Annotated in this window: 12 protein-coding genes; 3 read left to right on the top strand and 9 right to left on the bottom strand. The window is 62.1% G+C overall.

Annotated features, from left to right (window positions below):
- Positions 1–26 precede the first annotated feature (26 nt).
- The 4 genes from betA to ACJ8QF_RS02955 all read right to left on the bottom strand — a co-directional run bounded on the left by betA (position 27) and on the right by ACJ8QF_RS02955 (position 4,329).
- Entirely contained in the window at positions 27–1,694 is a 1,668-nt protein-coding gene (gene betA, locus ACJ8QF_RS02970) for a choline dehydrogenase (protein WP_280630766.1), read from the bottom strand.
- A 135-nt stretch (positions 1,695–1,829) separates the two neighbouring features.
- The gene (gene betB / locus ACJ8QF_RS02965; RefSeq protein ID WP_280630767.1) at positions 1,830–3,302 is read right to left on the bottom strand and encodes a betaine-aldehyde dehydrogenase; all 1,473 of its coding nucleotides are present in this window, start codon (positions 3,300–3,302) and stop codon (positions 1,830–1,832) included.
- A 14-nt stretch (positions 3,303–3,316) separates the two neighbouring features.
- Positions 3,317–3,919, bottom strand: coding sequence for a transcriptional regulator BetI (gene betI, locus ACJ8QF_RS02960; protein WP_154870602.1), 603 nt, complete (start codon positions 3,917–3,919; stop codon positions 3,317–3,319).
- 71 nt (positions 3,920–3,990) lie between these two features.
- Complete coding sequence (locus tag ACJ8QF_RS02955; RefSeq protein WP_280630768.1) at positions 3,991–4,329, bottom strand: hypothetical protein; 339 nt, start codon at positions 4,327–4,329, stop codon at positions 3,991–3,993.
- Here ACJ8QF_RS02955 and ACJ8QF_RS02950 point away from each other — a divergent pair.
- Positions 4,320–6,359, top strand: a complete 2,040-nt coding sequence (locus ACJ8QF_RS02950; RefSeq protein ID WP_004939112.1) for a choline transporter — start codon at positions 4,320–4,322, stop codon at positions 6,357–6,359. The genes ACJ8QF_RS02955 and ACJ8QF_RS02950 overlap by 10 nt on opposite strands.
- Positions 6,360–6,403: 44 nt before the next feature.
- On the opposite strand, the gene ACJ8QF_RS02945 is transcribed toward ACJ8QF_RS02950, so the two are convergent.
- From ACJ8QF_RS02945 to ACJ8QF_RS02930, 4 genes are all read right to left on the bottom strand, one after another.
- Complete coding sequence (locus ACJ8QF_RS02945; protein WP_280630769.1) at positions 6,404–6,874, bottom strand: YkgB family protein; 471 nt, start codon at positions 6,872–6,874, stop codon at positions 6,404–6,406.
- Positions 6,875–6,939: 65 nt separating this feature from the next.
- On the bottom strand, positions 6,940–7,230 hold the full coding sequence (locus ACJ8QF_RS02940) for a pentapeptide MXKDX repeat protein (RefSeq protein WP_280630770.1): 291 nt from the start codon (positions 7,228–7,230) through the stop codon (positions 6,940–6,942).
- 59 nt (positions 7,231–7,289) lie between these two features.
- Positions 7,290–8,066 carry a molybdopterin-dependent oxidoreductase gene (locus ACJ8QF_RS02935; protein WP_044031628.1) on the bottom strand — a complete coding sequence of 259 codons (777 nt, stop codon included), beginning with the start codon at positions 8,064–8,066 and terminating at the stop codon, positions 7,290–7,292.
- Between the two features lie 10 nt (positions 8,067–8,076).
- Positions 8,077–8,688: a cytochrome b/b6 domain-containing protein gene (locus tag ACJ8QF_RS02930; protein WP_004939124.1), complete on the bottom strand. Its 612-nt coding sequence runs from the start codon at positions 8,686–8,688 to the stop codon at positions 8,077–8,079.
- Between the two features lie 150 nt (positions 8,689–8,838).
- Here ACJ8QF_RS02930 and ACJ8QF_RS02925 point away from each other — a divergent pair, with 150 nt between their 5' ends.
- Together ACJ8QF_RS02925 and ACJ8QF_RS02920 are read left to right on the top strand one after the other, a co-directional pair.
- The gene (locus ACJ8QF_RS02925) at positions 8,839–9,552 is read left to right on the top strand and encodes a response regulator transcription factor (protein ID WP_004939128.1); all 714 of its coding nucleotides are present in this window, start codon (positions 8,839–8,841) and stop codon (positions 9,550–9,552) included.
- A gap of 3 nt (positions 9,553–9,555) precedes the next feature.
- Entirely contained in the window at positions 9,556–11,022 is a 1,467-nt protein-coding gene (locus tag ACJ8QF_RS02920; protein ID WP_004939130.1) for a sensor histidine kinase, read from the top strand.
- On the opposite strand, the gene ACJ8QF_RS02915 is transcribed toward ACJ8QF_RS02920, so the two are convergent.
- Entirely contained in the window at positions 11,019–11,687 is a 669-nt protein-coding gene (locus ACJ8QF_RS02915; protein WP_049187322.1) for a fimbria/pilus periplasmic chaperone, read from the bottom strand. The genes ACJ8QF_RS02920 and ACJ8QF_RS02915 overlap by 4 nt on opposite strands.
- Between the last annotated feature and the right edge of the window lie 5 nt (positions 11,688–11,692).

The raw sequence follows: 11,692 nt of genomic DNA, 5'->3' as shown, positions 1-11,692 counted from the left end.
CCCTCAACGGCGAGAGGGCGTGTCGGTTACTGCTTGCGCACCGGCGCATCGCCGGCGACGTAGTAGTCGGCGGTGCTGCGCGGCAGCGGCGCGCGCTGGCGAATGCGGTCGGCGATCTTTTCGGCGATCATGATGGTGGTGGCGTTCAGGTTGCCGGTAATGATCAGCGGCATGATTGACGCATCCACCACCCGCAATCCTTCCATGCCGTGCACCCGGCCCTGGCCGTCGACCACCGCCATCTCGTCTTCGCCCATCTTGCACGAGCAGGACGGGTGGAAGGCGGTTTCGGCGTGCTCGCGCACGAAGGCGTCCAGCTGCTCGTCGGTCTGCACCTCCGGCCCTGGGCTGATCTCGCGGCCGCGGTATTCGTCCAGGGCAGGCTGCGCCATGATTTCGCGCGTGATGCGGATAGCGTCGCGGAACTCCTGCCAATCCTGTTCGGTCGACATGTAGTTGAACAGAATGCTCGGATGCTGGCGCGGATCCTTCGACTTCACCTGCACCCGGCCGCGGCTCGGCGAACGCATCGAGCCGACGTGGGCCTGGAAGCCATGCTCTTTCACCGCGTTGCTGCCGTTATAGTTAATCGCCACCGGCAGGAAGTGATACTGAATGTTCGGCCAGGCAAACTCTGCGCGGCTGCGGATGAAACCGCCGGCCTCGAACTGGTTGCTGGCGCCGACGCCGGTGCCGTTGAACAGCCATTCCGCGCCGATCTTCGGCTGATTGAACCATTGCAACGCCGGGTACAGCGACACCGGTTTCTTGCAGGCGTACTGCAGGTACATCTCCAGGTGGTCCTGCAGGTTTTCCCCTACCCCCGGCAGATCGTGCACCACGTTGATGTCCAGACTTTTCAGCAGCGCCGCCGGGCCGACGCCCGAACGCTGCAGAATTTGCGGCGAGGCGATGGCGCCGGCGCACAGCAGCACTTCGCGGCGCGCTTTGGCATGGATCAGCTGATTGCTGTCGCCCTGCAGATAGTTGACGCCCACTGCGCGCTTGCCGTCGAACACGATATGGTCGGTCAGCGCATGGGTGACGATCTTCAGGTTCGGCCGAGAACGCGCCTGATCCAGATAACCGCGGGCGGTGCTGGCGCGGCGCCCCTTCGGCGTCACGGTGCGATCCATCGGGCCGAAGCCTTCTTGTTGGTAACCGTTCAGATCGTCGGTGCGCGGATAGCCCGCCTGCACGCCGGCTTCCACCATGGCGTGGAACAGTTCGTTGTTACCGGCCTTCGGCGTGGTGACGCTCACCGGGCCCTCACCGCCGTGGTAATCGTTCGGGCCGATATCGCGCGTTTCCGCCTTACGGAAATACGGCAGGCAGTCCAGATAGGTCCAGTCTTCCAGACCCGGCGCCTTGGCCCAGTTGTCGAAATCCATCGCGTTGCCGCGAATGTAACACATGCCGTTGATCAGGGATGAACCGCCCAGCCCTTTGCCGCGGCCGCATTCCATCCGGCGGTTGTTCATGTGCGGCTCAGGATCGGTTTCATACGCCCAGTTATAGCGGCGGCCCTGCAGCGGAAACGCCAGCGCGGCCGGCATCTGGGTACGGAAATCCATCCGGTAATCCGGGCCGCCGGCTTCCAGCAGCAGGACGCTGACGTCGGCGTCTTCGGTCAATCGGGTGGCTAACACGTTGCCGGCGGAACCGGCACCGATAATGATGTAGTCAAATTCCATTCATTATCTCCTTACTTTATTGGCCTGCATGAGACGAAAACGCGAAACGCGGATCCGCAACAGGCGGTGTATTTGGCTCTCGGGGAGTGTCGGCCGCAGCCAACCCGGCTGCGGCTCGAAAGACGACGGGGATAGTTAAAATACCGAGGCGTAATCGCCCAGCTCAACCTGCACCGATTTGATCTGGGTGTAGTGCTCCAGCGTGGTCAGGCCGTTTTCGCGGCCGACGCCGGACTGCTTGTAGCCACCGACCGGCATTTCCGCCGCCGACTCGCCCCAGGTGTTGATCCAGCAAATGCCGGCTTCCAGCTGGTGGATCACGCGGTGCGCGCGGGCCAGATCGTGGGTCACCACGCCCGCGGCCAGGCCGAAGGTGGTGTCGTTGGCACGGCGCACCACTTCCTCTTCGCTCTGGTAGCTGAGAATGCTCATCACCGGCCCGAAGATCTCTTCGCGCACGATTTCCATGTCGTCGCGGCAGTCGCTGAATACCGTCGGCGCCACGTAAGCGCCCTTGCCGAACTCACCGTGGGTGACGCGTTCGCCGCCGCACAGCAGGCGCGCGCCGCTGTTCTTGCCGCTCTCGATAAAGCGCAGCACCGACTCCATGTGCGCAAAGCTGACCAGCGGCCCGAAGTTGGTTTGCGGATCGGTCGGGTCACCGAGGCGAATGCGCTTCACGCGCTCGAGGATTTTCGCCTCAAACTGCGCCTGCAGCGCCGCCGGCACAAAGACGCGGGTGCCGTTGGTGCACACCTGGCCGGAACTGTAGAAGTTGGCCATCATGGCGATATCGGCGGCGCGATCCAGATCGGCGTCGTCGAAGATAATCAGCGGCGACTTGCCGCCCAGTTCCATGGTGACTTCTTTCAGCGTCGAACCCGACGCGTTGGCCATCACCTTCTTGCCGGTTTTCACCCCGCCGGTGAAAGAGACTTTGGCAATGCCCGGATGGTCGGTCAGGTATTGCCCCACTTCCGCCCCGCTGCCGGTCACCACGTTGAACACGCCGTCCGGCAGGCCGGCTTCGGTGTAGATTTCCGCCAGCTTCAGCGCCGTCAATGACGTGACTTCGCTTGGCTTGAAGATCATCGCATTGCCCGCCGCCAGCGCCGGCGCGGACTTCCACAGCGCGATCTGAATCGGGTAGTTCCAGGCGCCGATGCCGGCCACCACGCCCAGCGGTTCGCGGCGGGTATAGACGAACGAGGTATCGCGCAGCGGGATCTGTTCGCCTTCAATGGCCGGGATCAGGCCGGCGTAATACTCCAGCACGTCGGCGCCGGTGACGATGTCCACCGCGGTGGTTTCCGACATCGCTTTGCCGGTATCCAGCGTTTCCAGCGCCGCCAGCTCATTGTTGCGCTCGCGCAGAATATCCACCGCGCGACGCAGGATGCGCGAACGCGCCATCGCCGTCATCGCCGCCCACACCTTCTGCCCGCTGGCCGCGCTGGCCACCGCACGATCGACGTCTTCAGCGCCGGCGGACTGGACTTCAGCCAGAACTTCGCCGTTCGCCGGGTTAATGGCGTTGAAGGTTTTTCCAGCAGTGCTGTCTACATAGGCGCCATGAATATAGAGCTTCTGCAAGCCAAAACGGGACATAGGATCTCCTTGAGTTATCCTCCGGGCGGCGTCTGCCCCCGGAGTTGGAACGTGATGTATTCGGTCGTGAGCGCCAGCGCCTGCGCCTGATTGAACGCAGAGCCGCGCAGCGCGCTGCGCAGCCACAGCCCATCGATCAGCGCCGCCAGCCCCTTGGCCGCCAACCGCGCCTGCGCCTGCGGCATGACGCGGCGAAACTCGGCGCACAGGTTGGAATAAAGCCGGCGGCCGTTCACCTGTTGCAGCCGGTTGAGCTGCGGCTGGTGCAGGCTGCTGGCCCAAAAGGCCAGCCAGGTCTTCATCGCCGCGCTGTTGATCTGGCTGTCGTCGAAGTTGCCGGCGACGATCGCCTGCAGCCGCGCCGCCGGGCTGTTATCGGTCAGCGCCTGCAACCGCAGCTTCACCGCCTCGCCCAGGTGGCTGATCAGATAGCGCATCGTGGCTTCCAGCAGGCCGTTCTTGTCCTTGAAATAATGGCTGATGATGCCGTTGGAAACGCCGGCCCGCCGCGCGATCTGCGCGATGGTGGCGTCATGCATTCCCACTTCGTTTACCGCGGCGAGCGTGGCATCAATCAACTGCTGCCTTCTGATTGGCTGCATTCCTACCTTTGGCATATTTCGACTCTCACAAAACCGACTTCGGCCTTATCTCAGCGGGCAAATTTCACTGCCGTTTCGCCCGTGATTCAGGTCATCATGCGGACTATTAAACTTTTTTTTGATTGAACGTTCAATAAAAATTGCATATATTTTATTGCCGCCTGGTTAAAAATTTGTACTATCTGGTTGTGGAACTGGCTGATTTTTGTGAGGTAATTAACGAATCTGACCAAAATCAGTGGCTGTAAGCGGTTCCCACCGCGAAGCGCTCCGGTGCTTCGGCAACAGGCGAAAGCGGCGTTACTCAGGCCATTCCCATGGGGATGGTCGCAGCCTTCATTCGCCCGTTTTCCGGCGGCGCCAACGCGCCCCGAAATGCGGAGCGGCACGATTTTACTCAGTTCAGAGGATGACGATGACAACACGCGAAACCTCCTCCAAACCGCAGCAGGACCGCCTCAACCCTGTGGTTTTCTTCACCTCGGCGGGGCTGATCCTGGCCTTCTCGCTGATGACCATCTTTTTCACCGACTTCTCCGGGCAGTGGATCACCCGCACGCTGAATTGGGTGTCGACCACCTTCGGTTGGTACTACCTGCTGGCGGCGACGCTGTACATCGTGTTCGTGGTGTTTATCGCCGCCTCGCGCTTCGGTTCCATCAAGCTCGGGCCGGAGCAGTCCAAGCCGGAGTTCAGCCTGATGAGCTGGGCGGCGATGCTGTTCGCCGCCGGCATCGGCATCGATTTGATGTTCTTCTCGGTCGCCGAGCCGGTGACCCAGTACATGATGCCGCCGGAAGGCGACGCGCAAACGCTGGAGGCCGCGCGCCAGGCAATGGTCTGGACGCTGTTCCACTACGGCCTGACCGGCTGGTCGATGTATGCGCTGATGGGCATCGCCCTCGGCTACTTCAGCTATCGCTACAATCTGCCGCTGACCATCCGCTCGGCGCTGTACCCAATCTTCGGTAAGCGCATCAATGGCCCGATCGGCCACAGCGTGGACATCGCCGCGGTGCTAGGCACCATCTTCGGCATCGCCACCACGCTGGGCATCGGCGTGGTGCAGCTCAACTACGGCCTCAAGGTGTTGTTCGAGATCCCGGAAAACCTGACGGTGCAGGGCTCGCTGATCCTGCTGTCGGTGATCATGGCCACCATCTCGGTGACTTCGGGCGTCAACAAGGGCATCCGCATCCTGTCCGAGCTGAACGTGCTGCTGGCGCTGGGCCTGATCCTGTTCGTGCTGTTCTTCGGCGACACCGAGTTCCTGCTCAACGCGCTGGTGCTTAACGTCGGCGATTACGTCAACCGCTTTATGGGCATGACGCTCAACAGCTTCGCCTTCGATCGGCCGGTGGAGTGGATGAACAACTGGACGCTGTTCTTCTGGGCCTGGTGGGTGGCGTGGTCGCCGTTCGTCGGCCTGTTCCTGGCGCGCATCTCGCGCGGGCGCACCATTCGTCAGTTCGTGGTCGGCACGCTGATCATACCGTTCGTGTTCACCCTGCTGTGGCTGTCTATCTTCGGCAACAGCGCGCTGTACCAGATCATCCACGGCAACGCCGAGTTTGCTCAGGAAGTGATGCAGTTCCCGGAGCGCGGCTTCTACAGCCTGCTGGCGCAATACCCCGGCTTCACCTTCAGCGCCTCGGTCGCCACCATCACCGGCCTGCTGTTCTACGTCACCTCGGCGGACTCCGGCTCGCTGGTGCTGGGTAACTTCACCTCGCGCCTGGCCGACATCAATAATGATGCGCCGAACTGGCTGCGGATTTTCTGGTCGGTGGCCATCGGCCTGCTGACCATCGGCATGCTGATGACCGACGGTGTGCCGGCGCTGCAGAAAACCACGGTGATCATGGGTCTGCCGTTCAGCTTCGTGATCTTCTTCGTGATGGCCGGGCTGTACAAATCGCTGCGGGTGGAGGACTACCGCAAGGCCAGCGCGCTCAGCACCCTGGCGCCGGTGCCGGTCTCCAGCCACGACGTGCTCAACTGGAAACAGCGCCTGTCGCGGGTGATGAACTACCCGGGCACGCAGTACACGCAGAAAATGTTGGATAAGGTTTGCCGCCCGGCGATGCAGGACGTGGCGCGCGAGCTGGAGTTGCGCGGCGCGAAAGTGGAGTTCAGCGAAGTGCCGCCGACCGAAGACGAACGCCTGAACCACCTGGAGCTGCTGGTACACCTGGGCGAGGAACAGAACTTCATCTATCAGATCTGGCCGATGCGCTACTCGGTGCCGGGCTTCACCTACCGCGCCCGCTCCGGCAAGTCGCACTACTACCGGCTGGAAACCTTCCTGATGGAAGGCACCCAGGGCAACGACCTGATGGACTACAGCAAAGAACAGGTGATTGGCGATATCCTCGACCAGTACGAGAAGCACCTGAACTTCCTGCACATTCATCGCGAAGCGCCGGGGGGCACCCTGACCTTCCCGGATATGTGACGGTCAATCAATAACCAGAGGGCGTAGCCAGGCTACGCCCTTTTTTATGCCTGCTCGGCCGGCAAGTCGGCTTTCAGCAGCACCAGGGAGCCGGCCAACAACACCAGATCCTTGATTAAAAAGCTGGTGGCGCCGGCCATGGCGGGAAAACCGCCGGCGGAGGGCTCCCAGGCGCCCGGCGTAGAAAAGATCAGCGTCAACGTGGTCAGGTAGGTCACCGTCGATCCGATCGCCCCCAGCAACCCCAACCGCCGCGACCAGAATCCCGCCAGCAGCAGCAAACCGAAGCTCCATTCGGCGACGCCCAGCGCATAACTGGCGCCGCGAATGCCAAACGCCTGGTGCATCCAGCTCAGCAGCGGGCTGTTGCCGATCAGAGGCACCAGCCCCTGCGCCTCGTAATCAAACCACTTGGCGTAACCGAAGGCGGCGAAAATCACCACCAACGCCGCGCGCACAAAGATAACGTCCCCGTTCGAGCGCTGAAAGCGCCGTAACCAACTCGCCAGCATCATCCTCTCTCCTTATGTTGCCCGCAGCCGCAGCGGATCTGCCGCTTGCGGCCGCGGGGTGCGGCGGCTTAGTGCCCCATCGCATCCTTCTTCATCTCATCTTTCTTCATGCCGTCTTTGGCCATACCGTCTTTCGCCATGCCATCCTTTTTCATGGCGTCTTGGCCCATCTTGTCTTTCTTCATGCAGTCCTTGCCCATACACTCTTTCTTCATGCCGTCTTTCGCCATGCCATCGTGCGACATCTGGCTCATGCCGTCCTTTTTCATCGCGTCTTTGCTCATGCCATCGGCGGCGTTGGCGCCGGCCACACCCAGTATCAGCGCGCTGCACATCATCATTGCGAATAACTTTTTCATGGTATTTCCTTCCGTCATGTCAAAGGCACCGGAGTGCCGGAGAATGGCCGGCGGCCGCCTCAGCTGCCGCCAAACCAGTTGTAGCCCTGGTCTTCCCAGTAACCGCCTGGGAAGCGGTTGGTGACCTCGATCACCTGAATGTGTTTCGGATTCTTGTAGCCCAGCTTGGTCGGCATGCGCAGCTTCATCGGGTAGCCGTACTTGCGCGGCAAGATCTGGCCGTCGTAGGTCAGCGCGATAATCGTCTGCGGATGCAGCGCGGTGGCCATATCGATGCTGGTGTAGTAGTCGTCGGCGCATTTGAAGCTGACGTAGCGGGCGCTCAGATCCGCGCCGATTACCTTAAGAAAGGTGGCGAACGGCACGCCGCCCCACTTGCCGATTGCGCTCCAACCCTCGACGCAAATATGACGCGTCACCTGGCTGACCTGCGCCATCCGATGCAGCTGCGGCAGGCTCCAGGCGCGCTTATCCTGCACCAGCCCCGCCACCTCCAGCCGATAGTCGTCGCCGTTGATGTCGGGCGCGTCCTCCTCGGCGTAAAAGGCGTTGAACGGGAATGGCCGGGTGATCATCGATTCCGGGTAGACCGGCGCCAGGCGATCGCCGTTGAACAGCCAGCCCTGTACCCGATCGTTGAGGCGCGAAATGCGGCTCAGCGCCTGCTCGACGTTAGCGTTGCCGCTGAGATCGCAGCCGGTGAGCATGGCGATGCCGCCCAGCGTCAGACCGTTGCGCAGAAAGCGGCGGCGGGACGACGCGGTCAACAAGCGCTGCGCTTCTTTAACGATCGCCTGCCCTTCAACGATCGTCATGGTCTGTTTATCCTTTTTCATCGTGAACTCCTTAACGTCCGCGCAGCATGGCCAGCAGCGTACGGGGCACCAGTGCCACCATCACCAGATGGATCGCGACGAAGGCCACCAGCGCCGACATGGCGAAAAAGTGGATATAGCGCGCCGCTTCATAGCCGCCGAGCAGCGTGCGCAGCAGTGGAAACTGCACCGATTTCCACAGCACCAGTCCGGACAACGCGCTCAGCACGCCCAGGAGCATCACCGACAGATAGGCCACGCGCTGCACCATGTTGTAGTGACGCAGATCGGCGTGCTGCAGCCGGCCGCGCAGCGCCGCGCCGACATCGGCGAGAAACTGCTTCGGGCTGAGCGGCCAATATTTGCGTTTGAAACGCCCGCTGGCGAGGTTAAGCAGCAGGTAGCACAGCCCGTTGACGCCAAACAGCCACATGCCGGCGAAGTGCCACTGCAGCGCGCCGCCCAGCCAGCCGCCAAGCGTCAGCTCGTTGAGAAAACTGAAATTGAACAGCGGCGAGGCGTTATAGATGCGCCAGCCGCTGGTCACCATGATCAGCATCGCCAGCGCATTCAGCCAATGCGTCAACCGCAGCCAGAGAGGATGTACCGTCTGTCGTTGTTCCGGGGTGAGGGTGAAGCTCATAGCGATTCCTGCCAGCTAACGATGCGATGAGCCCAGTATTCCCCGGATTTGTTCCCCAAGACCTCACGCAAAGTTAAATAAAATGTGATAACTCCGCCGGTGGCGGTTGTGTAGACTTCAGAGAGAATCGGGCAATCAGCGGTAATGAGAATGGACAAGCCAAAACGAATTTTGATCGTCGAGGACGACGGCGACATCGCCGAGCTGCTGCAGCTGCATCTGCGTGACGAGGGTTACGCCATCAGCCACGCCGCCGACGGCAATCAGGGCATGGCGATGCTGGAACAGGGCGGCTGGGACGCCTTGATCCTCGATCTGATGTTGCCGGGCGTCGATGGATTGGAGATTTGCCGCCGGGCGCGCACCATGACGCGCTACACGCCGATCATCATCACCAGCGCGCGCTCCAGCGAGGTGCACCGCGTGCTGGGGCTGGAACTGGGCGCCGACGACTATCTGGCCAAACCTTTTTCCATGCTGGAGCTGGTGGCGCGGGTCAAGGCGCTGTTTCGCCGTCAGGAGGCGATGAGCCGCAACCTGCGCCTGGACGCCGGCGCGCTCAGCTTCAACGATCTGACCATCGATCCTATCGCCCGCGAGGTGCGCCTGCACCAACAGCCGATCGAGCTGACGCCGCGCGAATTCGACCTGCTGTACTTTTTCGCCCGCCACCCGGGCCAGGTATTCTCGCGCCTCAGCCTGTTGAATCAGGTCTGGGGCTATCAGCACGAAGGGTATGAGCACACCGTCAACACCCATATCAACCGGCTGCGCATCAAGATTGAGCGCAATCCGGCGGAACCCGAGCGCATCCTCACGGTGTGGGGCATGGGCTATAAATTCGCGGCTGCGCCGCAAGAGTGAGCCATGAAAAACCTTACGTTAGCGCAACGCCTCACGATTATCTTCGCGCTGCTGATCGTCATCGGCTGCGCCTTTTCCGGCTGGATGCAGGTGCGCAGCAATACCCAGTACAGCCAGGCGGTGATCCAGCGCCTGTCCGGCAACCTGGCGCAGCATATCGCCGACAGCAATCCGCTGCTGGGGGTGAACGGGCCGGAGCCGCAGGCGGTGCATATCCTGTTCGATCAGCTGATGGCGGTGAACCCCAGCGTTGAGGTTTATCTGCTCGACAAACAGGGCACGATTATCGGCAACGCCGCGCCGGCCGGGCATCTGAAGCGGCAGCGGGTCGCGCTGGCGCCGCTGCAGGCGCTGCTCGATGGCGCGCAGATGCCGGTGTATGGCGACGATCCGCGCAGCGCGGACGGGCGCAAAGTGTTCAGCGTTGCGCCGCTGAAGGTCGACGGCCGGATCGAAGGTTACCTGTATGTGGTCTTGCTCGGTGAAGAGTACACGGCGCTGGCCAGCAACGCCCAGTTCAACTCAGCGGCCAGGATGGCGCTGTGGACCTCCGGGGTGATGGTGCTGTTCAGCCTGCTGGCCGGCGGTTTCGCGTTCTACTGGGTCACTCGCCCCATCCGGCGCCTGACCCGTCAGGTCAATGCGCTGGATAGCGGCGGCATCGAGGCGGTGCAGGCCTACGCGGCGCTGCCGGCGGCGCCGGCCGGGCGCGACGAGGTCAGCCAGCTGCAACAGGCCTTTCACCGCATGGCGCAGCGTCTCGCCGAACAGTGGCAAACGCTGGCGCAGCAGGATCGGCTGCGGCGCGAATTCATCGCCAACGTCTCGCACGATCTGCGCACCCCGCTCACCTCGCTGCACGGCTATCTGGAAACGCTGTCGGTCAAGGCCGCTACCCTGAGCGACGCCGATCGGCGCCGCTATCTGGAGATCGCCCTGGCGCAGAGCCGCAAAGTGGGCAAGCTGGCGCAGGAGCTGTTCGAGCTGGCGCGGCTGGAGTACGGCGTGGTGAAACCGCAGAAAGAGCCCTTCTCCCTCAGCGAGCTGTTGCAGGACGTGTTCCAAAAGTTCGAGCTGGCGGCGGAGGCGCGTAATCAGCGGCTGCATGCCGATATTGCTCCCGGCATTCCGCTGGTGTTCGCCGATCTCAGCATGATTGAGCGGGTGCTGACCAACCTGCTGGACAACGCCATTCGCCATACGCCGCCCGGCGGCGACATCGGCGTGCGGCTGTGGCGGCAGGAAGATCGGGTGATGGTGCAGGTCAGCGACAGCGGCCCCGGCATTCCGCAGACGCTGCGCGCCGATCTGTTCGTGCGGCCGTCTGTCCTGAGCGGCGCCCGGCGCCCTGCGGGCGGGCTGGGGTTAATGATCGTGCGGCGCATTCTGCAGCTGCACGACAGCGATATTCAGCTGATCGAACAACCGCAAAGCGGTGCCTGCTTCCGCTTTGCCATTCCGCCGCGTTAATCGAGGCAGCTGCGATCGACGCTGATAAATTTGTTGTTATAAATAATGAATTTCTGCCCCTTCTGCCGAATACCGGCATGGGTCAGCGTATCGCCGGGGCGCAGGTATTCGGTGACGCCCTCTTCATCCGTGCTGTTGCAGCCCGGCTTGAGCAGGAACTTGAAGTAGGTGTTGCCGGTGTTGGTGAGCGTACCGCGCTGCGCATCGAGCCGATAGGCAAAGTTTACCTGACGCGGGCGCACCACCAGAATGGTGTCCATCACCACGATCGGCTCCAGGTTGACGCCGGCGCCCCGACGCGGCCCCGGCTCGAACAATCGGGTCGGCACTTCGCGAAATGATACCCGGTAATAACGCTCGCGATTATCCTGCGGCCCGCGGTAGAAAAACTTGTAGTACTCCGCCTGCCCGGCCTGCAGCGTCAGCTGGCGCGGCGCGAACAGCAGCTCGCCGTCCGCCGGCCGGCTGCGCACCTCGCGCTCTCCCGGCCGATCGATGGCGCGAATGCTCACCTGATACAGGCGCGCGCTGCGGTTGTTATTCAACACCCGCTTGGCGGTGAATGAGCGATCCTGATCCATGGCAAACGTCAGGGTACCGACATTGATCGCGGCGGCGGTAAAGGGAAAGGACAAACACAGCAACCCTATCAGCACAAGTTTCACGCCCT

It is taken from the genome of Serratia sp. CY81684, assembly GCF_052166595.1.
Classification (GTDB): domain Bacteria; phylum Pseudomonadota; class Gammaproteobacteria; order Enterobacterales; family Enterobacteriaceae; genus Serratia; species Serratia nematodiphila.
This window is presented reverse-complemented; position numbering and strand designations above follow the sequence as displayed.

What these genes read in the sequence shown, in the direction of transcription:
- betA (WP_280630766.1), bottom strand. Translation starts at nt 1,694, where the DNA reads ATGGAATTTGACTACATCATTATCGGTGCCGGTTCCGCCGGCAACGTG.
- betB (WP_280630767.1), bottom strand. Translation starts at nt 3,302, where the DNA reads ATGTCCCGTTTTGGCTTGCAGAAGCTCTATATTCATGGCGCCTATGTA.
- betI (WP_154870602.1), bottom strand. Translation starts at nt 3,919, where the DNA reads ATGCCAAAGGTAGGAATGCAGCCAATCAGAAGGCAGCAGTTGATTGAT.
- ACJ8QF_RS02950 (WP_004939112.1), top strand. Translation starts at nt 4,320, where the DNA reads ATGACAACACGCGAAACCTCCTCCAAACCGCAGCAGGACCGCCTCAAC.
- ACJ8QF_RS02945 (WP_280630769.1), bottom strand. Translation starts at nt 6,874, where the DNA reads ATGATGCTGGCGAGTTGGTTACGGCGCTTTCAGCGCTCGAACGGGGAC.
- ACJ8QF_RS02940 (WP_280630770.1), bottom strand. Translation starts at nt 7,230, where the DNA reads ATGAAAAAGTTATTCGCAATGATGATGTGCAGCGCGCTGATACTGGGT.
- ACJ8QF_RS02935 (WP_044031628.1), bottom strand. Translation starts at nt 8,066, where the DNA reads ATGAAAAAGGATAAACAGACCATGACGATCGTTGAAGGGCAGGCGATC.
- ACJ8QF_RS02930 (WP_004939124.1), bottom strand. Translation starts at nt 8,688, where the DNA reads ATGAGCTTCACCCTCACCCCGGAACAACGACAGACGGTACATCCTCTC.
- ACJ8QF_RS02925 (WP_004939128.1), top strand. Translation starts at nt 8,839, where the DNA reads ATGGACAAGCCAAAACGAATTTTGATCGTCGAGGACGACGGCGACATC.
- ACJ8QF_RS02920 (WP_004939130.1), top strand. Translation starts at nt 9,556, where the DNA reads ATGAAAAACCTTACGTTAGCGCAACGCCTCACGATTATCTTCGCGCTG.